Below are 17702 nucleotides of genomic sequence, written 5' to 3'. Positions count from 1 at the left end.
CGAGATGCAGTTCGGTCGGTACTACGAGGAGTTCGAGGTCGGGGCCGTCTACAAGCACTGGCCCGGGAAGACCGTCACCGAGTACGACGACCACCTGTTCTGCCTGCTCACGATGAACCACCACCCGCTGCACATGGACGTGAACTACGCGGAGAAGACGACCGACTTCGGCAAGAACGTCGTCGTCGGGAACTACATCTACTCACTGCTGCTGGGCATGAGCGTTCCGGACGTGTCGGGCAAGGCGATCGCCAACCTGGAGATCGAGTCCCTCCGGCACGTCGCCCCCACCTTCCACGGCGACACCATCTATGGCGAGACCACTGTCCTCGACAAGACGCCGTCGAAGTCCAAGGACGACCGGGGCGTCGTGCACGTCGAGACCATCGGCTACAAGCAGGACGGCACGGTCGTCTGCATCTTCCGCCGCAAGGTCATGGTGCCCAAGCGCTCCTACGGGGAGGCCCGCGGCGGCGAGCAGCCCGGCCGTCCCGAGCCCGCACCCCGCGGCTGATCCGCTCGCGGCGGGGCGTGCCGGCCGGTCAGCCCGGGAGCACCCCCCAGCCGCGGAGCGTCTCCACCAGCCGGGGCGTGCAGCACAGCCCGGCGAGCGTCGCCGCGTCCGCGAAGACGACGTCGGCCGCGTCGTCGCCGGCCACCGGTCGGACGTCGGCGTCCACCAGGCCGCAGGCGACGTCGACGACGTCGTAGACGACCGCTCCGCCGTCGATGCGGATCCGGCCCACCTCAGCGCCGGCGCGCACCCGCAGCCCGGTCTCCTCCAGGACCTCGCGCTCGACGGCGGCCGCCACGGTCTCGCCCGGCTCCACCCGGCCGCCGGGCACCGACCAGAGACCGCGGCCCGGGGCGTTGCGCCGGCGCACCAGCAGCAGCCGGCCAGCGGGGTCGTGCACGATCGCGCCGACGCAGGGCACCACCGGGGGCTCGGCAGCGGTCACCCCCGGAGGCTACGCAGGGCGCGTCCCGGCCGCTCGTGACCGGGACGCGCCACCCCACGGAGTCACCCGGCTGCGCCGCGCTTGACGATTCGGGCCGCTCCCGCGACCGTGTCCCCGATGAGTGCGTCGCCGGTCTGCCCGCGCTGCGGTGAGCCGCTGGTCGTCCGCCACGGTTCCGAGGCGCAGGCCTGGTGTCACCTGCACGGCGCCGTCACGCCGCTGCACCACACCGCTCTGGTCGCGCACGACGCGATCGCTGCGGTCACCGCTGACGCCCGCGTCCCGGCGTGGGTCCCCGACCCGGTGCCGCCGGGGTGGGCGGTCACCGGGCTGGCGTGGGGCGGCGAGCCGGGGGCCCGGGCGATCGTCGTCGACTGTGCCGGGCCGGCTCCCCTCGGCGGCTCCGCCGAGCTGGTGCTGGTCGCCGAGGAGCCCGGCACCGGCGTCGGCTGCGGATACGCCGGCCTGCCGGGGTTGGACCCGGGAGACGTCATCTCCGGCCCGAGCTCGGTCGAGGTCGAGGCGGCCGGCCAGCACGCGCCGCTGTGGGCGGTGCCGACCAGCGACGACCGCGCGGCGTTCGTGGGGGAGGCCTACGGCGTCTGGCTCTGGCTGGTGATGTGGCCGATGAACGCCGCCTGGCTGCTCGTCGAGCGGCTGGAGCTGCTGGACCTGCGCGAGCGCATCTACCCGGACCTGCCGCTGGGACCGCCGGGGGAGCACCTGCTGCCGGGACGCTGACCGGTCCGCAGCGGAACCCGACCGGCTCCGTCGTGATCGGCGCGTCGGGCCGGTCCGCCGTGGGGCCTGTGTTACTCATGGGACGAACGCGTCCGCCGCAGACCGGCGGGCTCCCGTGCGCGCCCGGCGAGCGGGCCTGTCCCACTCACACCACGGAGGTGGCGGTGAACCTGAAGAAGGTCCTCACCTGGGTGGTCGTCGCCTTCGCGCTCTTCTACGTCATCCAGGCGCCGGAGTCGTCCGCCGAGCTCGTGCGCAACGCCGGTGAGGCCCTCGGTGACGCCGCCTCCTCGCTCGCCCGGTTCGTCGGCTCGCTCGTCTGACGCCGGTGGTCGCCCCCTCCGGCCTCCCGGCCCGCGCCGCCAAGGACGTCGAGAAGTACCTGCTCGACGACGAGGACGCGGTGGTGGCCACCCGCCGGCACTGGGCGGTGCTCGTCGTGCCGACCGTGAAGTTCCTGCCGGTCTTCCTCGCCGGGGGCTGGCTGCTCGTGCTCGACCCGGAGAACCGGGTCACCAGCACGATCGGGATGCTCGTCGTCCTCGCGGCCCTCGCCGTCTACGCGTTGCGCATCGGCGAGTGGTGGATGCGGCACTTCATCGTCAGCCGGCGCCGGGTGCTGCTCACCTCCGGTGTGGTCGTCCGCACCGTCACGCTGCTCCCGCTGCGGCGGATCACCGACCTGACGTGGAAGGAGACGCTGTTCGGCCAGCTGCTGGGCTACGGCACCTTCCGCTTCGAGTCCGCCGGGCAGCAGCAGGCGCTGTCGGAGATCACCTTCCTGCCGCACGCCGGAGCCCTGTACCGCCAGGTGAGCGGGCTGCTGTTCACCAGCGACTGGGGCGCCGCGTCCGGGGGCGACGACGAGGGCAACCCGGAGCCGGCGTCCGGCGGGCCGGTCGCCACCGGGGGCCGCCGGGACACCGAGCCGATCCCGGGGCTCCCGCTGCGCGAGCCGTGAGCGGCGATGGCCACCGGGTGGGCCGCGGGAGTCTGGGGGAGGCTGACCGGTGATGCGGATCGACCTGCACACCCACTCCTCGATGTCCGACGGCACCGACGACCCCGCCGAGGTGCTGGCTGCCGCCCGCGGCGCCGGCCTCGACGTCGTGGCGCTCACCGACCACGACACCACCGCCGGCTGGGCGGCGGCGGAGGCCGCCCGGCCACCGGGCCTCACGGTGATCCCCGGCATGGAGCTGTCCTGCCGCTGGTTCCCCGACGACGAGCCGCCGGTCAGCGTGCACCTGCTCGGCTACCTGTTCGACCCGCTGCACCCGGCGTTCGCGGCGGAGCGGGCGCGACTTCGCGACGAGCGCCTGAGCCGGGCGGAGCGGATCGTGACCGCGCTGGCCGCCGACGGCTACCCGGTGCGCTGGGAGGAGATCGTGGCGCACGCCGGCGGTGGCGTCGTCGGCCGGCCGCACGTGGCCCGGGCCCTGGTGCGCGGCGGCGTCGTCGCCACCGTCGAGCAGGCGTTCGCCGGCCTGCTGCACCACCACGGCGGGTACTACGTGGCGAAGGACGACACCGACGTCCGGCAGGGGATCGCGCTGGTCCGTGCGGCGGGCGGCGTGCCGGTGTTCGCCCACGGGCTGGCGACCGCGCGCGGCCGGGTCGTGGGCGACGAGGCGATCGCCGCCATGGCCGCGGCGGGGCTGCTCGGGCTGGAGGTCGACCACCCCGACCACACCGAGGAGCAGCGCGGGCACCTGCGGTCGCTGGCGGCGGACCTGGACCTGCTGACGACGGGGTCCAGCGACTACCACGGCACGAACAAGCGCACGCCGATCGGCGCGTGCACCACCGACCCCGAGCAGTTCGAGCGGCTGCTCGCGGCCGGGACGGGAACCGCACCGCTGCGCGGCTGACCGCGGGCCGTCGGTGGCCCCGGCTACCGTGGCGGCCGTGGACGGCGGGGTGCGGCGGTGAGCGACCAGCTCGAGATGCCGGGCATGCCGCGCCGGCTGTTCCCGGCCACGCCGAGCAAGCTGGCGACCTTCGCCGACTGCCCGCGCCGCTACCGGTTCACCTACGTCGACCGGCCGCAGCCGCCGAAGGGGCCGCCGTGGGCGCACAACACCGTCGGCTCGGCGGTGCACGCGGCGCTGCGCTCGTGGTGGGACGCCCCGGTGCCGCGGCGCACCGCGGCCGCGGCGCGCCAGCTGCTGCACGCCGCCTGGTCGCCCACCGGGTTCCGCGACGACGAGCAGTCCGAACGCTGGCGGGCGCGCGCGGCCGGCTGGCTGATCGAGTACGTCGCCGGGCTCGACCCCGCCGACGAGCCGGTGGGCACCGAGCGCACCGTCGCGGCGACCACCGAGCGGCTCGCGCTCTCCGGGCGGGTCGACCGCATCGACCAGCGGGGCGACGAGCTCGTGATCGTCGACTACAAGACCGGGCGGGTGCCCTCCACCGACGACGAGGCGCGCGGATCACCCGCCCTGGCGGCCTACGTCCTCGGCGTGCGACGCACCCTCCGGCGGCCGTGCAGCCGGGTCGAGCTGCACCACCTGCCCAGCGGCACGGTCGCGGCCTTCGAGCACACCGACCGGTCGCTGGCCAACCACGTGCGGCGGGCCGAGGACATCGCCGTGGACATCACCGCCGCCACCGAGGCGCTCGCCGGTGGCGCGGAGGTCGACACCGCCTTCCCGCCGGTCCCCGGCCGCCACTGCGGGTGGTGCGACTTCCGGCCGAGCTGCCCGGCGGGCCAGGCCGCGGGGCCGGCCCGGGAGCCGTGGAGCTTCCTCCCCGAGGAGCCGGGGGCCACCGGCTAGGTGTACTGCCCGTCTCCGGGCAGTACAGCTAGGCGATGAGGCGCTCCGCACCCACCCGGTCGAACCCGGCCCAGACGATGGGGGAGCGCTGTGCCCGCAGCGGCAGTCGCAGGACCGCCTGCCGGAAGGCGCGCACCGCAGCCGTCGCCGCGGCGTCGGTCAGGCCGAACCCGGGCAGCGAGTACAGCCGGCGCGCCCACTGCGGCAGCAGGGCCACGGCCAGCGTGGCCAGCCCGCCCCACGCCGGCTGGGCGGGGGTCAGGAAGCGCACCCAGGTGGGCATCGGGGGCAGCACGATCAGCCGGTAGACGTTCCGGGCCGCCGCGGTGGCGGCCAGCGACGGCCGCATCCGCTCGAAGTAGGCGGCCAGCTCCGCCGCCGAGGCGGGGACGTCGGCGCGCGGCACCCCGACGAGCTCGGCGGCGGTCACCTGCTCGGCGACGTACCGATCGGCGTCGTCGTCGGTGAGCGGCACCCCGGCACGGCGGGCCACGGCCAGCAGTGAGTCGACCTCGCAGCAGTGCACCCAGAGCAGCAGGTCGGGGTCGTCGACCCGGTACTCGCGGCCGGTGGTCTCCTCGACGGCACCGAGCCGGCGGTGGATGCCCCGCACCCGGGCCACCGCCCGCACCGCCTCGGTGCGGGTGCCGAAGGTCAGGGTGTCGACGTAGGTCGCGGTGCGGATCAGCCGCGGCCAGGGGTCGTCGCGGAACGCCCCCGAGAACCGGGCGACGCCGTCCACGGCCACCGGGTGGAGCGCCTGCAGCAGCAGGGCGCGGAGCCCGCCGACGGAGAAGGACGGGTCGGCGTGCACCCGCCACGTCACGCTGCCGGGCCCGAAGAAGCCCAGGCGGTCCTCGTCGGGAGCCCAGTCCGCCGGTGACGGCAGGGCAGTCATGCCGGGACCGCGGTGGCCCAGAAGTCGCACAGGACCTCCAGCGTGCGCGCCGGGTTCTCCACGGCGGGGGAGTGGATCGAGCTGTTGATGACCTCGTGCCGGGCGCCCAGCCGCTGCGCCATGTCGGCCTGCACGTGCGGCAACCAGGCGTCGTCGGCCTCACCGTGCGCCACGAGCACCGGCACACCGGTGGCCTTCAGGTCGCCGACCCGGTCGGGCTCGGCCAGCATCGCGTCGGCCATGCCGCGCAGCCCGGCCGCGGAGTTCCGCAGGAAGCGGCGGGCGTAGAACTCCCGGGTCGGCGCCGGCACGGCCTGGGCCCTCGGATCGGTCATCGCGACCTGCTCGAGGGTCTGGTGGACCAGCGGCACCCCGCCGGCGTCCAGCAGCGGACCGAGGTGGTCCAGCAGCTCCGCGCGACGCCCGGTGAGCCGGGACGGCCCCGAACCCAGCAGCGTGAACGTGGTGAACAGGCCGGGCTCGGCCAGCACTGCGGCCCGCGTCACCAGCCCGCCGAAGCTGTGGCCGAGCAGGTGCAGCGGCTCCCCGGACTCCTGCCGGAGCACGCGGGCGACCGCGAGCACGTCGCCGCCCAGCACCTCCACCGAGTACCCGGCCGGGTCGTCGGGTCCGGGCGACTCGTACTGGCCGCGCTGGTCGAGTGCGACGACGCGGTAGCCGACCTCGGCCAGCGGCCGCAGCAGGGGAGCGAAGTCCTCCTTGCTGCCGGTGTACCCGGCCACCATCAGCACGGTGCCGCGGACGGCGGTGCCGCCGGTGTCCAGGGCGGCCAGCGGTCCGGCCCCGCCCGCGAAGGTGCGGGAGCCGGCGTCGTGGTGGGCCAGCTGGCGGAGGTCGTCGGGGGCGATGGCGAGGGGCACGTCGCGGGCATCGGAGCCACCGGGCAGGACCATGGTCCCCAGTGAACCCCGATCGCCGCGACCGTGCCGCACCGGCTCGGCGCACGGAGCGGCCTCCCCGCAGGTGCCCGCCGCGAGCCTGCGAGCGGTGGGGCCAGGGGGTCCTCGTCAGCGGTAGGCGCGCACGCCGTCCGGCAGGCGGAGCACCACGGTGCCGCCGACGGTGGTCGCCGTCCCGCCCGCCGGCACCCCGGACGCCACCGACCGGTCCAGCTCCTCACCCGTGGCCGCGTCGCGGTGGGCGAAGCCCTGGCTGTCCGGAACCGTCAGCCGCGGCCGGTCGTCGTCGCTGACCGGTTCGCCGGGCAGGCCGGTCGCGGCCGCCTCCCAGAGGCGTCGCCCCGAGCCCGGCTCGACGGCGGTGAGGGTGCCGCCGGCGGAGACCAGCACCGCACCGTCGATGGCCGACTGCCGCGCGGCGCCCTCGGCCGTGGCCGTGGCCGCCAGCGTGGTCAGCAGCGCGCCGTCCGCAGCGGAGCGCAGTTCCACCTCGTCACCCGTCCGCACGCCCACGAGCAGGTCGGCGCCGAGCAGCTCGGCGTCCTCGGCGTCGGACAGCGTCAGGTCCCGCGTCCAGTGCGCGCTCCCGTCGAACCCGTCCAGCAGCCGCAGCTGCAGGACCCGGGACCCCGCGCACCGCTCCAGCACCGCCACGCCGGCGTCCCCCGCGTCCGAGCCCAGCAGCTCGCACCCCGACGGCGGGGCGTACCGCCAGCGGATGTTGTTGCCCGTCGGGTCGAGCGTGACGATCCCCGTCGGGCTGTGGGCGAGCACGATGCGGTCGGTGGACGAAAGGGTCATGTCGGACCGGAAGTTCACGTTGCGGGTCCACGCGCGCACCCCGGTGCCGGCGTGGAGACCGACCGCCTCGTCGCACCGGTCCTCGGTCCGGAAGACGGCCACCACCACGCCGTCGGTGACGGTGAGGCCGCACAGCCAGGCGTTGCCCCGGGTGTAGCGCCAGGCCTCCTCGCCGGTGGCCGGGTCGAGCGCCCGGACGCCGTGGTCGGAACCGGCCAGCACGCGTCCGCCCTCGACGACGTCGGCGGTCCGCGGGTCGCCGGAGACCGACCACACCTCGGAGACGGCACCGGCCGGCGCCCCGGTGGGGGCGTCGGCCGGTGCTGTGGTGGTGCTGTCGGTGGCGGCCGCGTCGGAGTTCCGCCAGAGCACGGCGGCGACGACGACGAGCACGAGGGTGGCCGCCGTCCAGACCCAGACGCGCAGGGGCGGGCTACCGAGGTGGTGGAACGGCCTGCCTTCAGGGACCCACCCCGAGCGGAGCGAGGAGAGGGGGGAAGGCAGGTCCTTCATCAGTCGGTGGCGGCGGCGCCGGCGTCCGAACCGCCGCGGCCGGCACCGCCGCGACGGCGACGACGACGGCGCGGTTTGGCGCTGCCGCCCTCGGACGAGCTCTCGGCGCCGGCCGGGGCGTCGGCAGCCGCGGCCGAGTCCTTGCTCTCGGCGGCGGCACCCGAGCCGCCACCGCTCCGGGTACGACGGCGAGGACGGCTCTTGCCCCCGCCGGCCGGCTTCTCCTCGTCGGCGGTCCGGCTCCCCGGCCCGCGCGAGTCGTCGGCGCGGCCGGCTGGGCGGTTGCGCTTCCCGGTCTCGCCGAGGTCCTCGAGGGTCTCGGCGTCCAGGCCCTCGCGGGTGCGCTGCGAGCGGGGCAACCGGCCCTTGGCACCCTCGGGGACGTCGAGGTCGGTGTAGACCCACGGCGAGGTGGAGTAGGTCTCCGGCGGGTCGTCGAACCCGAGATCCAGCGCCTTGTTGATCAGCTGCCAGCGGGGGATGTCGTCCCAGTCGACCAGCGTGACGGCGACGCCGGTGCTGCCGGCCCGGCCGGTGCGACCGATCCGGTGCACGTAGGTCTTCTCGTCCTCGGGGCACTGGTAGTTCACCACGTGGCTGACGCCGGTGACGTCGATGCCGCGGGCGGCGACGTCCGTGGCCACCAGGACGTCGACCTTGCCGCTGCGGAAGGCGCGCAGCGCCTGCTCGCGGGCGCCCTGGCCGAGATCGCCGTGCACGGCGGCCGCGGCGAACCCGCGGTCGACGAGCTCGTCGGCGACCTTCTGGGCGGTGCGCTTGGTGCGGCAGAAGACCATCACCAGGCCGCGGTCGCGCGACTGCAGCACCCGGGACAGCAGCTCCGGCTTGTCCAGGTTGTGCGCCCGGTAGATGAACTGGGTGGTCTGCGGAACCGTCGAGCCCTCGTCGTTGCCGTGGGCCCGGATGTGCGTGGGCTGGGTCATGAACGACCGGGACAGCGTGACGATCGGGCCGGGCATCGTGGCGGAGAAGAGCATCGTCTGCCGCTTCTCCGGGACCATCGCCAGGATCCGCTCGATGTCGGGCAGGAAGCCCAGGTCCAGCATCTCGTCGGCCTCGTCGAGGACGAGCACCTTGACCTTGCCCAGGATCAGGTCGCCCCGCTGGGCCAGGTCGAGCAGCCGGCCCGGGGTGCCGACGACGACCTCGACGCCGGTCTGCAGGGCCTGGACCTGCGGCTCGAAGGCCCGGCCGCCGTAGATGGCCTGCACGCGGATGCCGCGCTTGGTGCCCGCGGCGGCGAGGTCGCGGGAGACCTGCACGCACAGCTCGCGGGTGGGGACGACGACCAGTGCCTGCGGCACACCATCGCCGCCCTCGGCCGGCGGGGTGACCCGCTGCAGCAGCGGGACGCCGAAGCCCAGGGTCTTGCCCGTGCCGGTGCGGGCCTGGCCGATGAGGTCGTTCCCGGCCAGCGCGAGGGGGAGCGTGAGCTCCTGGATGGCGAAGGTGCGGTGGATGCCCACCTCGGCCAGCGCCGCGATGATGTCCGGGTGCACGTCGAAGTCGCTGAACAGCGGGCTGTCCGGCGCGACGGGCGCGCCGCCGAACTCCTCGACGGCCTGCTCGAGCTCCTCGGGGGCCGGGGCGCCGCTCTCGGCGCGGTCGAGTTCGGCGGCGGCGGGGGCGCCGGTCGGGTCGGAGTTCGTCGGGTCGGGGTTCGTGTCGGTGGAGGTCAGTGCTCTCGCCTCTGGTCGGCTGGGGGACCGGCTCCGGCGGCGGCGGTGCCGCCTCGTGCCCGTCCGCGGTCGGATGTCGCGGGATGAGTTCCAGCGCCGACGCGGCCAGCGGGACCGGGCGTCGAACACGTCCGGGAGACGGCCCAGGGGGCATCGTCCAGCGGTCGTCAGCGCGCAGATACACGAGCGTGCCCGAAGGCTCGCCGGTTCCCATGCTAGCGCGGGCACCGGTTAGCCTCTCGGCGCCGCGCTCCCTGCTGTCGGACGCATCACTCGTCCGGGGCACGCGGGCCCTGCCCGTCGAGCTCCAGGAGTTGCCGTGCCGCCGGTGGAGAACACGGCCGTCGCCGACCTGCTCGGGGTGCTCGCCTACGCCGAGCTCACCGCGTTCGACCGGCTCGCCGAGGACGCCAGGATGGCACCGACGCTCGCCGGCCGGGCGGCGCTGGCCCGCATGGCGGCCGCCGAGATCGCCCACCACGTGCAGCTCACCGCCCGGCTGTCCGAACTGGGTGTGGACCCGGCCACGGCCATGGCGCCGTTCGTGTCGGCGCTCGACACCTTCCACGAGAGCACCCGGCCCAGCACCTGGCTGGAGGGCCTGGTGAAGGCCTACGTCGGGGACGGGCTGGCCGCCGACTTCTACCGCGAGATCGCGGGCTTCCTGCCCGAGCCCGACCGCGGTCTCGTGCTCGAGGTGCTCGCCGACACCGGCTACGCGGACTTCGCGGTCCGGGAGGTGCGCGCCGCGATCGCCGCCGACCGCACGGTCGCCGGCCGCCTGGCGCTGTGGGGCCGCCGGCTGGTCGGGGAGGCCATGACGCGCTCCCAGGGGGTCATCGCCGAGCACGACCGGCTGGCCGACCTCATCGTCTCCGGAACCGGGGACCTGTCCGGCGTCGGCCGGCTGATCGAGCGGATCACCACGGCCCACACCGAACGGATGAAGGCCCTCGGGCTGAACCCCTGAAGCGGGGACGTCGTCGGCCTCCGGCCGGCACCGCGGGCAACGGCCGTCCCCGTGGTGCGTGGAGCGGGTCCGTCGTGCCTGCGCGGACGCCTCCGGGGCCCACTCGGCACGGCCCTGCGGACGACGACGGGGCGCCACCGCGAGTGCGGTGACGCCCCGTCTCGGAGCCTGGTGTCAGGAGCTGGTGCCGGCGATGAACCCGACGCGGCGCTGATCGGCCGCCGCGATCTCCACGTAGGCGATGCGGTCGACGGGGACGAGGACCTGGCGGCCCCGCTCGTCGACCAGGGTGAGCAGGCCGTCCTTGGTCGAGCCCGACATGGCCTTGGCCACCTCGGCCGCGATCTCGTCAGGGGTCTTGGGGCTGTCGATGACCAGCTCCCGGGGCGAGTGCTGGACGCCGATCTTGACTTCCACGTGGGCGATGCCTCCTCGTTCGCGCGACTGCCCCCAACGCTAGTCCAGGGACCGGTGGGCGGACCGGTCGAGTGGGTGCGCCGTCAGCGAAACGGCCCGTCAGGGAGGCGGCGGGTCGCCGTCCACCCGGGGGAAGCCGGAGATGCCACGCCAGGCCAGGGAGGCCATGAGGGCGACCGCCTCGTCGCGGGACACCGTGCCCTTGCGCGGCAGCCACCACCGCGCGCTGCTCTCCGCCAGCCCGGACAGGCCGGAGGCCAGCAGCAGGGCGCGCTCGGGGTCGGCGCCGGTGTCCGCGGCGATGACGCCGGCGATCGCCTCGACGCAGACGGCCGTGCCGCGGTCGACGATGGCCCTGACGTCCTCGTCGTTGCGCAGGTCGGACTCGAAGACCAGCCGGAAGGCCTCGCCGTCGGCGTCGATGAAGTCGAAGTACGCCCCGACGGCGGCGTTCACCCGGGCGCGGTTGTCCGCGGTGCCGCCCATCGCCTGGCCGACCCGATCGGCCAGCTCCGACACGTGCTCCTCGAGCAGCGCCAGGTACAGCTCCCGCTTGCCGGGGAAGTGCTGGTAGAGCACCGGCTTGCTGACCCCCGCCCGCACGGCGATGTCGTCCATCGCCGCGGCGTGGAAACCCTGGGCGACGAAGACGTCCTGGGCGGCGCGCAGCAGCTGCAGGCGGCGGGCGCCGCGCGGCAGTCGAGCCGTGCGCCGGTTGGCTGCGGCGGGCGATGAGGGCTGCATGGCAGGGGGGATGCTACCGGCGGGCTCCTGACCAGGAAGACCAGTGGCAGACAGCGATACCGTCGCAGGCGATGTCCGACGCAGTCCTGTCCACCACGCCGCTGCCGACGACGGGTCGCGCGGTGCCGCCCTGGCCGGGGGAGGAAGTCGCCGTCCGTGGTGGAGCGGTCTTCGTCCGGCGCACCCCGTGGACGGGGCCGGTCGACCGCGACGACGCCGACGGGCACCGGCCGTCGGCCCCGGCCAGGGAGCGGGCGCTCTACGTCCACGGCCTCGGCGGCGCCTCCACCAACTGGACCGATCTCGCCGCGCTGCTCGCGGTGCGGTTCGACGGCTGGTCGGTGGACCTTCCCGGGTTCGGCCGGTCGCGGCCCCCGTCGCGCGGGCGGTACTCGATCCGGAGCCACGTGCGTGCCGTCGTCGACGTGCTGGAGCACGTCGCCGCGCAGCCGGGGGAGGGCGCAGGCCGGCCCGTGCACCTGGTCGGCAACTCCCTCGGTGGGCTGGTCAGCCTGCTGGTGGCCGCGCTGCGGCCCGACCTGGTGGCCACGCTGACGCTCGTGTCGCCGGCCATGCCGGTGTACCGGGTGCCCCCGGCGTTCAGCCGGGCGCTGCTGCTCCTCCTGGTGCCCGGAGTACCGACGCTGGCCGAGCGCCGGCTGGCCGCCGTCCCCCCTGAGCAGAGCGTCCGGTCGATGGTGCGCATGTGCTTCGGGAACCCGGGCGCGGTGCCGCCCGAGCGCATCGAGCAGGCCGTGCGGGAGATGCACGAGCGGGCGGAGCAGCCGTGGGCCGACCGGGCACTGGCCCGGAGCATGCGCGGCCTGATCACCTCCTACCTGCGCCTCGGCCCGGCGAACGCCTGGCGGGCGGCCCGCGGGCTGCGCATGCCCGTGCTGGTCGTCTGGGGCGGCCGCGACCGGCTGGTCGACCCGGCGCTGGCCCCGCGGCTGGCCGCGACCGTGCCCGACGGTCGGCTCCTCCTGCTCGACGGCGTCGGGCACGTGGCGATGCTGGAGGCGCCGGAGCCGACGGCCCGCGCGGTGCTCGGGATGGTCGAGGGCCGACCCGCCGGACCGAGCGTGGCGCATTCCGAGGCTGTCGCGGACGCGCCACGCAGCGTGAGACGCTGAGTCCACCGGGGGGCGGAGCGACGATCAGGAGGGCGGCCGGTGGGCGGACGTCTGACCGACGGCCGGCCCGCGTCGCGTCGCGGGCCGCTGGTCGCGCAGGAACGGCCCCGTCCGGCGCCCGGGCGCCGCGGCGCCGAGCGGTCCGGGAGCGGGCTGGCGCGGTTCGTGCGGCGGCACGGCTGGCGGGCCTATGCCATCCCCGTCCTCGCGCTCGCCACTCTCGCCGTCGTGGTCGACCTGGTGCTGAACCCGCCCGGCTCGGCGTCGACGGCCGCCGGTCCGGCCCCCGCGACGACGGCGCCCGCCGCCCCGTCGGCCGAGGCGCCGACCGGACCCTCGGTCGAGCCCGCACCGCCCGCGGAGGGCGACGCCGGACCGGTGGAGATCCCCGCACCGGTGACCGCCGAGCAGTACGTGGAGCAGGGGACGGGTGACCTGGTGCTGGTCGACGGCGGCTCCGACGTCCTCGGCACCGGTCCGCTGCAGCGCTTCGTCGTGGAGGTCGAGGACGGCATCGGGGTGGACGGCGTGGTCTTCGCCGAGGCCGTGACGACGACGCTGGCCGACCCGCGGTCCTGGGGCAACGGTGGGCGGATGTCGTTCCAGCGCGTCGGGATCGGTGCCGAGCACGACTTCAGGGTCAGCCTGGTCAGCCCGGGGAGCATGGAGACGTACTGCCCCGGCGTCGGCACGGGCGGCTACACGTCCTGCCGGTACGGGGATCGCGCCGTCATCAACCTGGCCCGCTGGGCCACGGCCGTGCCGCACTACGACGGGGACCTGGCGACCTACCGCCGCTACGTGGTCAACCACGAGGTCGGCCACGTGCTCGGCAACGGGCACGAGCAGTGCCCCGGCCCCGGCCGGCTCGCCCCCGTCATGCAGCAGCAGACGCTCGACCTCGGCGACTGCGTGCGGAACGCGTGGCCCCATCCCTGACCCGGGGGCCGGCCGGGCCACGGGGGCGGGCACCCCGCTCGGTAGCCTCACCGGGGTGACCGGTCGGCCCTTGCGCGACCCCTTCCGGCTGACCTTCTCCGAGGTTGCCCGCCACCGGACGGTCGACCTGCTCTCGCCCTTCGTGCAGCACGACCGGAACGAGGGCCTGGAGTTCCCTCCCGGCTCGTTCGTCCGGTTAGGCCCCGGGCCACGAGCGCCGTTCTGCGCGATTGTGGTGGACGTCGCCGAGGTGCGCCCGGGTGGCGGGGTGCGGTGCGGGCTGGCGGGCACCGGGGGCGTCCTCGCCACGTACCGCGCGGCCCGGGGGGAGATCTCGATCGAGGTGGACGGTTCCGCTGGTGCGGTCGTCGTGGGGTCCGTGCCCGTAGAGCTCACGGCCCCGTTCCGGCTGGCCTGCGTGGTGAACGAGAACCAGGTGTCCGTCCTGGTGGCCGACGGGGCCGACGAGCGGTGGCGCCCGTACCTCACCGCCCGGGACCAGGTCGCCGGCCTGACCGACCTGCGCGACCCGGCGGTGCTCGGCTCGCTGGAATACGGCTGCGGGGCCGTGGAGGGCGGAGCCGTCGTCTCCCGGGTCCGGGCCGGGTACTCGGGCGCCGTCGGCCTGCGGGACCCGCAGGTGGTTCGTCGCCCGGATGGCAGTCCGGTGATCCGGGACGGGCACCTGTTCCTCACCGCCACGAACGCCGGGCTCGGGTTCTTCCAGCAGGGGCACTGGGCGGTGTGGGCCCTCGACGTCGCCGATCCCTCAGCCCGGCCGGTGCACGTGGCCACGTTGTTCAGCGAGCGGGACGGGCTGCTGCTCGGTGACCACGCCGGCGCTCTTCTCCTCGATGAGGAGGCCGACCGCTGGCTCGTCCTCGTGTCGTCCTGGGGCGACCACACCCCGGAGCGCGGGGTACACGTGCGACACGCGACCGTCCGCGGGAAAGACCTGCTGGATGGCGTGCACGTGCTGCGCACCGAGCGGCTGGGGCTGCCGACCACTGCCAGCGCGTGGGACCCATCCCCCGCGCGGGTACGCGGCCGCTGGTACCTGGCCTTCACCGAGTGCACGTCATTCGGCCCACCGCGGTACGTGTTCCACCCGGCGCTGGCCACGACAACCGGCGCCGACCCGACCGCCGGGCTCGAGCGGGTCGGCGCCGACGACGGGCTCGAGCAGGCGGAGGGCACCCTCCTGCAGCGGTTCGGGCGAACCTGGTATCTGCTGGCCAGCAACCGGGATGCCGCCGAATTCCCCGTCTACGACCTGGATCTGGGACGGGTGGGGACGCTGCGGGCACCGTACGGCTCCAACATCCCGCACCCCATGGTTTTCTCCACCGGCCGGGGCCGCCGGCGACGGTGGTGGCTGGTGACGTTCGACGGCACGCCCTGGCACGAGGGCGTGTTCGGCTACGGCACACACGGTGACCTGCTGGTGATGGAGGGCCACCCGCCGGCCCGGCGGGAGGCACTGCTGGTCGCCGTCCGGGCGCTGGCCGGCCGCGTACCCGGCGGGGTGCGACGACGGGTGCGGTGGCTGCTCTCCGGCCGCTGACCGCGGCGCCGCCGGTCCGGGGAGCGGCCGGGCCGGGCCACGGGACGGGTGGGAACACGGCGGCCTGGCACGCTGTTATGCCGACGATCGTCGGCCCCGGTGCGGGCCGCTGTCCGCGACCAAGAGGAGCAAGCGTGACCCTGCCACCCCTGGTGGAGCCTGCGACCGACCTGTCCATCGACGAGGTCCGCCGGTACAGCCGCCACCTGATCATCCCCGACGTCGGGATGGACGGGCAGAAGCGGCTCAAGAACGCCAAGGTGCTCGCCGTCGGCGCCGGAGGCCTCGGCTCGCCGGTGCTGATGTACCTCGCCGCGGCCGGTGTCGGAACCCTGGGCATCGTCGAGTTCGACACCGTCGACGAGTCCAACCTGCAGCGCCAGATCATCCACGGGCAGTCCGACGTCGGCCGGTCCAAGGCCGAGAGCGCGCGCGACTCCATCAAGGAGATCAACCCGCTGATCGACGTCCGGCTGCACGAGACGCGCCTGGACAGCGAGAACGTGCTCGACATCTTCCGCGAGTACGACCTCATAGTCGACGGCACCGACAACTTCGCCACCCGATACCTGGTCAACGACGCCTGCGTGCTCCTGGACAAGCCCTACGTCTGGGGCTCGATCTACCGGTTCGACGGCCAGGTGTCGGTCTTCTGGAACGAGCACGGCCCGAACTACCGCGACCTCTACCCGGTTCCCCCGCCGCCCGGCATGGTGCCCTCGTGCGCCGAGGGCGGCGTGCTCGGCGTCCTGTGCGCCACCGTCGGGGCCATCCAGGCGACCGAGGCGGTCAAGCTGATCACCGGCATCGGCGAGACGCTGCTGGGCCGGCTCATGGTCTACGACGCCCTGGAGATGACCTTTCGCACGATCAAGGTGCGCAAGGACCCCGAGGGCGAGCCGATCACCGGCCTCATCGACTACGAGGCGTTCTGCGGCGTGGTCTCCGAGGAGGCGCAGCTGGCGGCCGCGGGCTCGACGATCACCGTCGACGAGCTCAAGGACATGATGGACGCCGGCAAGGACTTCGAGCTGATCGACGTCCGGGAGCCGAACGAGTACGAGATCGTCTCGATCCCCGGCGCCACGCTGATCCCCAAGGACGAGATCCTCTCCGGCCGGGCGCTGGCGTCGCTGCCGCAGGACAAGCCGATCGTGCTGCACTGCAAGACGGGTGTCCGCTCGGCCGAGGCGCTCGCCGCGGTCAAGAACGCCGGCTTCCGGGACGCCGTGCACGTCCAGGGCGGCGTGACGGCGTGGGCGACGCGGATCGACAAGGCGCTGCCCACCTACTGAGGCCCCGACCCTCGCTCCGCTCGGGCCGGGACCCTGCGAAGGGGCCCCTCCAGCACGTCGCCGAAGGCCCGGTCCGCCTCTCCTCGGGGAGGCGGGCCGGGCCCTCGGCATGTTCACTGACGCCATGGCCGACTTCTCGCCCGTCGAGCTCCTGGAGCTCTTCCAGCGCGCCCAGAACCAGTTCACCGACCGGGTCGATGCGGTCGAGCCGGACCGCTGGGAGGACCAGGCGCTGCCCGGGTGGACGGTGTCCGACCTCGTCGCGCACCTGGTGAGCGAGCAGCTGTGGGTGCCGCCGCTGATGGCCGGGGAGCCGTACGCGGAGGGACGCTTCCCCGACGGACGCAGCGACCTGCTGGGGGCCGACCCGCTGCTCGGCTGGGAGTCGGCCGCGGACGCGGCGCTGTCGGCGTTCGCCGAGGACGAGGGCCTGATCCGCACCGTGCACCTCTCCCGTGGCCCCACGCCCAGTGCCGAGTACATCCTCGAGATGACCGCCGACCTCACCGTGCACGCCTGGGACCTCGCACAGGCCACGGACGGCGACACGGAGCTGGACGGCGAGCTGGTGACCGCGGCGCTGGTCTACGCCGAGCGGCTGCCGGAGGACGGCGTGCCCGGACTCTTCGACGCGCCTCTCGACGTCTCCGCGGCCGCACCGCCGCAGACCCGTCTGCTGGCCCGCTTCGGGCGCAAGGACTGCTGACCCGTCGGTCCGGGGAGTCACCATGAGCCGGTGACCGATGCCGCGCTCGACGTCGACGAGGCCGTCTTCGACGTGGTGGAGCGGATCCCGCGCGGGCGGGTGAGCACCTACGGCGCCATCGGCCGGCTGGTGGGCGTCGGCCCGCGCCGGGTGGCGCGGGCGCTGAGCTCCGGTGGAGGAGCGGTGCCCTGGTACCGGGTGGTGCGTGCCGACGGCTCGGCCGCCGAACCGGTGCGCGCCCGGCAGCTGGAGCTGCTGGCCGGCGAGGGCGTGCCGGTCCGCAACGGAAAGGTCCAGCTGGCGGCGGTCGGCTGGCCCGACTGATCCGGCGCAGCCGTCAGGCGCCGGTGTCCGGCGTGTGTCGATCCGACCCATGCGGACCATTTCCGCGCATCGCCTTCAGCTGCGGCGATCCCGTGCCGATCCCAGGTGCATGAACACGATGGCGTGCCGGGCGGTCGCCCAGGCCGGGCTGGTCGCCGGAACCGCGTCGCTGGACCGCGAGCAGGCGTGGCCGCTGCTCCTGGTCGCCGGCTGGCTGACCACCGCGACCGACCTCATGCTCGAAGCGGCGCTGGCCGACTCCCTCGCCTGACCGGTCGGTCCTCCCACCCGTCACGCC

General features: G+C 74.7%; 21 protein-coding genes. 14 read left to right on the top strand and 7 right to left on the bottom strand.

The annotated features are described in order from the left end of the window. Nucleotides 1-4 precede the first annotated feature (4 nt). Entirely contained in the window at nucleotides 5-514 is a 510-nt protein-coding gene (locus tag ABC795_RS14245) for a MaoC family dehydratase (protein WP_236825825.1), read from the top strand. A 28-nt stretch (nucleotides 515-542) separates the two neighbouring features. Here the strand turns inward: ABC795_RS14245 and ABC795_RS14240 are convergent, their stop codons facing one another. Next, nucleotides 543-959, bottom strand: coding sequence for an NUDIX domain-containing protein (locus ABC795_RS14240; RefSeq protein ID WP_347057844.1), 417 nt, complete (start codon nucleotides 957-959; stop codon nucleotides 543-545). 117 nt (nucleotides 960-1076) lie between these two features. Between ABC795_RS14240 and ABC795_RS14235 the strand changes: the two genes are divergently transcribed. The 5 genes from ABC795_RS14235 (at nucleotide 1077) to ABC795_RS14215 (ending at nucleotide 4480) form a co-directional block, all read left to right on the top strand. After that, nucleotides 1077-1700: a DUF6758 family protein gene (locus ABC795_RS14235; protein ID WP_347057843.1), complete on the top strand. Its 624-nt coding sequence runs from the start codon at nucleotides 1077-1079 to the stop codon at nucleotides 1698-1700. A 158-nt stretch (nucleotides 1701-1858) separates the two neighbouring features. After that, nucleotides 1859-2023, top strand: a complete 165-nt coding sequence (locus ABC795_RS14230) for a hypothetical protein (protein ID WP_347057842.1) — start codon at nucleotides 1859-1861, stop codon at nucleotides 2021-2023. Nucleotides 2024-2028: 5 nt separating this feature from the next. After that, a complete protein-coding gene (locus ABC795_RS14225) occupies nucleotides 2029-2661 on the top strand; it encodes a PH domain-containing protein (RefSeq protein ID WP_347057841.1) in 633 nt (210 codons plus the stop codon). A 52-nt stretch (nucleotides 2662-2713) separates the two neighbouring features. Next, nucleotides 2714-3571, top strand: a complete 858-nt coding sequence (locus ABC795_RS14220) for a PHP domain-containing protein (RefSeq protein ID WP_347060727.1) — start codon at nucleotides 2714-2716, stop codon at nucleotides 3569-3571. A 57-nt stretch (nucleotides 3572-3628) separates the two neighbouring features. Continuing rightward, the gene (locus ABC795_RS14215) at nucleotides 3629-4480 is read left to right on the top strand and encodes a PD-(D/E)XK nuclease family protein (RefSeq protein ID WP_347057840.1); all 852 of its coding nucleotides are present in this window, start codon (nucleotides 3629-3631) and stop codon (nucleotides 4478-4480) included. A 28-nt stretch (nucleotides 4481-4508) separates the two neighbouring features. Here ABC795_RS14215 and ABC795_RS14210 read toward each other — a convergent pair whose 3' ends face one another. From ABC795_RS14210 to ABC795_RS14195, 4 genes are all read right to left on the bottom strand, one after another. After that, nucleotides 4509-5378, bottom strand: coding sequence for an oxygenase MpaB family protein (locus ABC795_RS14210; protein ID WP_347057839.1), 870 nt, complete (start codon nucleotides 5376-5378; stop codon nucleotides 4509-4511). Then, nucleotides 5375-6292 carry an alpha/beta hydrolase gene (locus ABC795_RS14205; protein ID WP_347057838.1) on the bottom strand — a complete coding sequence of 306 codons (918 nt, stop codon included), beginning with the start codon at nucleotides 6290-6292 and terminating at the stop codon, nucleotides 5375-5377. Before ABC795_RS14205 ends, ABC795_RS14210 begins: the two co-directional genes overlap by 4 nt. Nucleotides 6293-6406: 114 nt before the next feature. Beyond that, nucleotides 6407-7612: a PQQ-binding-like beta-propeller repeat protein gene (locus ABC795_RS14200; RefSeq protein WP_347057837.1), complete on the bottom strand. Its 1206-nt coding sequence runs from the start codon at nucleotides 7610-7612 to the stop codon at nucleotides 6407-6409. After that, complete coding sequence (locus ABC795_RS14195; RefSeq protein WP_347057836.1) at nucleotides 7612-9441, bottom strand: DEAD/DEAH box helicase; 1830 nt, start codon at nucleotides 9439-9441, stop codon at nucleotides 7612-7614. The genes ABC795_RS14200 and ABC795_RS14195 overlap by 1 nt, the downstream gene beginning before the upstream one ends. A 190-nt stretch (nucleotides 9442-9631) precedes the next feature. Here ABC795_RS14195 and ABC795_RS14190 point away from each other — a divergent pair, with 190 nt between their 5' ends. Next, complete coding sequence (locus tag ABC795_RS14190; protein WP_347057835.1) at nucleotides 9632-10282, top strand: ferritin-like fold-containing protein; 651 nt, start codon at nucleotides 9632-9634, stop codon at nucleotides 10280-10282. Between the two features lie 174 nt (nucleotides 10283-10456). Here the strand turns inward: ABC795_RS14190 and ABC795_RS14185 are convergent, their stop codons facing one another. Continuing rightward, a complete protein-coding gene (locus ABC795_RS14185) occupies nucleotides 10457-10699 on the bottom strand; it encodes a DUF3107 domain-containing protein (RefSeq protein WP_347057834.1) in 243 nt (80 codons plus the stop codon). A gap of 99 nt (nucleotides 10700-10798) precedes the next feature. Beyond that, nucleotides 10799-11443 (bottom strand): TetR/AcrR family transcriptional regulator, encoded by a 645-nt coding sequence (locus ABC795_RS14180; protein ID WP_347057833.1) that lies wholly within the window; start codon nucleotides 11441-11443, stop codon nucleotides 10799-10801. 71 nt (nucleotides 11444-11514) lie between these two features. On the opposite strand from ABC795_RS14180, the gene ABC795_RS14175 reads away from it, so the two are divergent. The 7 genes from ABC795_RS14175 to ABC795_RS14145 all read left to right on the top strand — a co-directional run bounded on the left by ABC795_RS14175 (nucleotide 11515) and on the right by ABC795_RS14145 (nucleotide 17675). After that, nucleotides 11515-12576 (top strand): alpha/beta hydrolase, encoded by a 1062-nt coding sequence (locus ABC795_RS14175; RefSeq protein WP_347057832.1) that lies wholly within the window; start codon nucleotides 11515-11517, stop codon nucleotides 12574-12576. 39 nt (nucleotides 12577-12615) lie between these two features. Then, nucleotides 12616-13515: a DUF3152 domain-containing protein gene (locus ABC795_RS14170; RefSeq protein ID WP_347057831.1), complete on the top strand. Its 900-nt coding sequence runs from the start codon at nucleotides 12616-12618 to the stop codon at nucleotides 13513-13515. Between the two features lie 55 nt (nucleotides 13516-13570). Then, entirely contained in the window at nucleotides 13571-15079 is a 1509-nt protein-coding gene (locus ABC795_RS14165) for a hypothetical protein (RefSeq protein ID WP_347057830.1), read from the top strand. Nucleotides 15080-15213: 134 nt separating this feature from the next. Continuing rightward, on the top strand, nucleotides 15214-16374 hold the full coding sequence (gene moeZ, locus ABC795_RS14160; protein ID WP_347057829.1) for an adenylyltransferase/sulfurtransferase MoeZ: 1161 nt from the start codon (nucleotides 15214-15216) through the stop codon (nucleotides 16372-16374). A 124-nt stretch (nucleotides 16375-16498) separates the two neighbouring features. After that, complete coding sequence (locus ABC795_RS14155) at nucleotides 16499-17080, top strand: TIGR03086 family metal-binding protein (protein ID WP_347057828.1); 582 nt, start codon at nucleotides 16499-16501, stop codon at nucleotides 17078-17080. A gap of 30 nt (nucleotides 17081-17110) precedes the next feature. Continuing rightward, the gene (locus ABC795_RS14150; protein WP_347057827.1) at nucleotides 17111-17404 is read left to right on the top strand and encodes an MGMT family protein; all 294 of its coding nucleotides are present in this window, start codon (nucleotides 17111-17113) and stop codon (nucleotides 17402-17404) included. Between the two features lie 109 nt (nucleotides 17405-17513). Then, nucleotides 17514-17675, top strand: coding sequence for a hypothetical protein (locus tag ABC795_RS14145; protein WP_347057826.1), 162 nt, complete (start codon nucleotides 17514-17516; stop codon nucleotides 17673-17675). Nucleotides 17676-17702 lie beyond the last annotated feature (27 nt).

It is taken from the genome of Blastococcus sp. HT6-30, assembly GCF_039729015.1.
Classification (GTDB): domain Bacteria; phylum Actinomycetota; class Actinomycetes; order Mycobacteriales; family Geodermatophilaceae; genus Blastococcus.
The sequence above is the reverse complement of the archived record's forward strand: the minus strand, read 5'-3'. Positions and strand labels throughout refer to the sequence as shown.

Coding starts and splice junctions, on each gene's coding strand:
- ABC795_RS14245 (WP_236825825.1), top strand. CDS start 5: ATGCAGTTCGGTCGGTACTACGAGGAGTTCGAGGTCGGGGCCGTCTAC.
- ABC795_RS14235 (WP_347057843.1), top strand. CDS start 1,077: ATGAGTGCGTCGCCGGTCTGCCCGCGCTGCGGTGAGCCGCTGGTCGTC.
- ABC795_RS14220 (WP_347060727.1), top strand. CDS start 2,714: ATGCGGATCGACCTGCACACCCACTCCTCGATGTCCGACGGCACCGAC.
- ABC795_RS14210 (WP_347057839.1), bottom strand. CDS start 5,378: ATGACTGCCCTGCCGTCACCGGCGGACTGGGCTCCCGACGAGGACCGC.
- ABC795_RS14205 (WP_347057838.1), bottom strand. CDS start 6,292: ATGGTCCTGCCCGGTGGCTCCGATGCCCGCGACGTGCCCCTCGCCATC.
- ABC795_RS14200 (WP_347057837.1), bottom strand. CDS start 7,612: ATGAAGGACCTGCCTTCCCCCCTCTCCTCGCTCCGCTCGGGGTGGGTC.
- ABC795_RS14180 (WP_347057833.1), bottom strand. CDS start 11,443: ATGCAGCCCTCATCGCCCGCCGCAGCCAACCGGCGCACGGCTCGACTG.
- ABC795_RS14175 (WP_347057832.1), top strand. CDS start 11,515: ATGTCCGACGCAGTCCTGTCCACCACGCCGCTGCCGACGACGGGTCGC.
- ABC795_RS14155 (WP_347057828.1), top strand. CDS start 16,499: ATGGCCGACTTCTCGCCCGTCGAGCTCCTGGAGCTCTTCCAGCGCGCC.
- ABC795_RS14145 (WP_347057826.1), top strand. CDS start 17,514: ATGAACACGATGGCGTGCCGGGCGGTCGCCCAGGCCGGGCTGGTCGCC.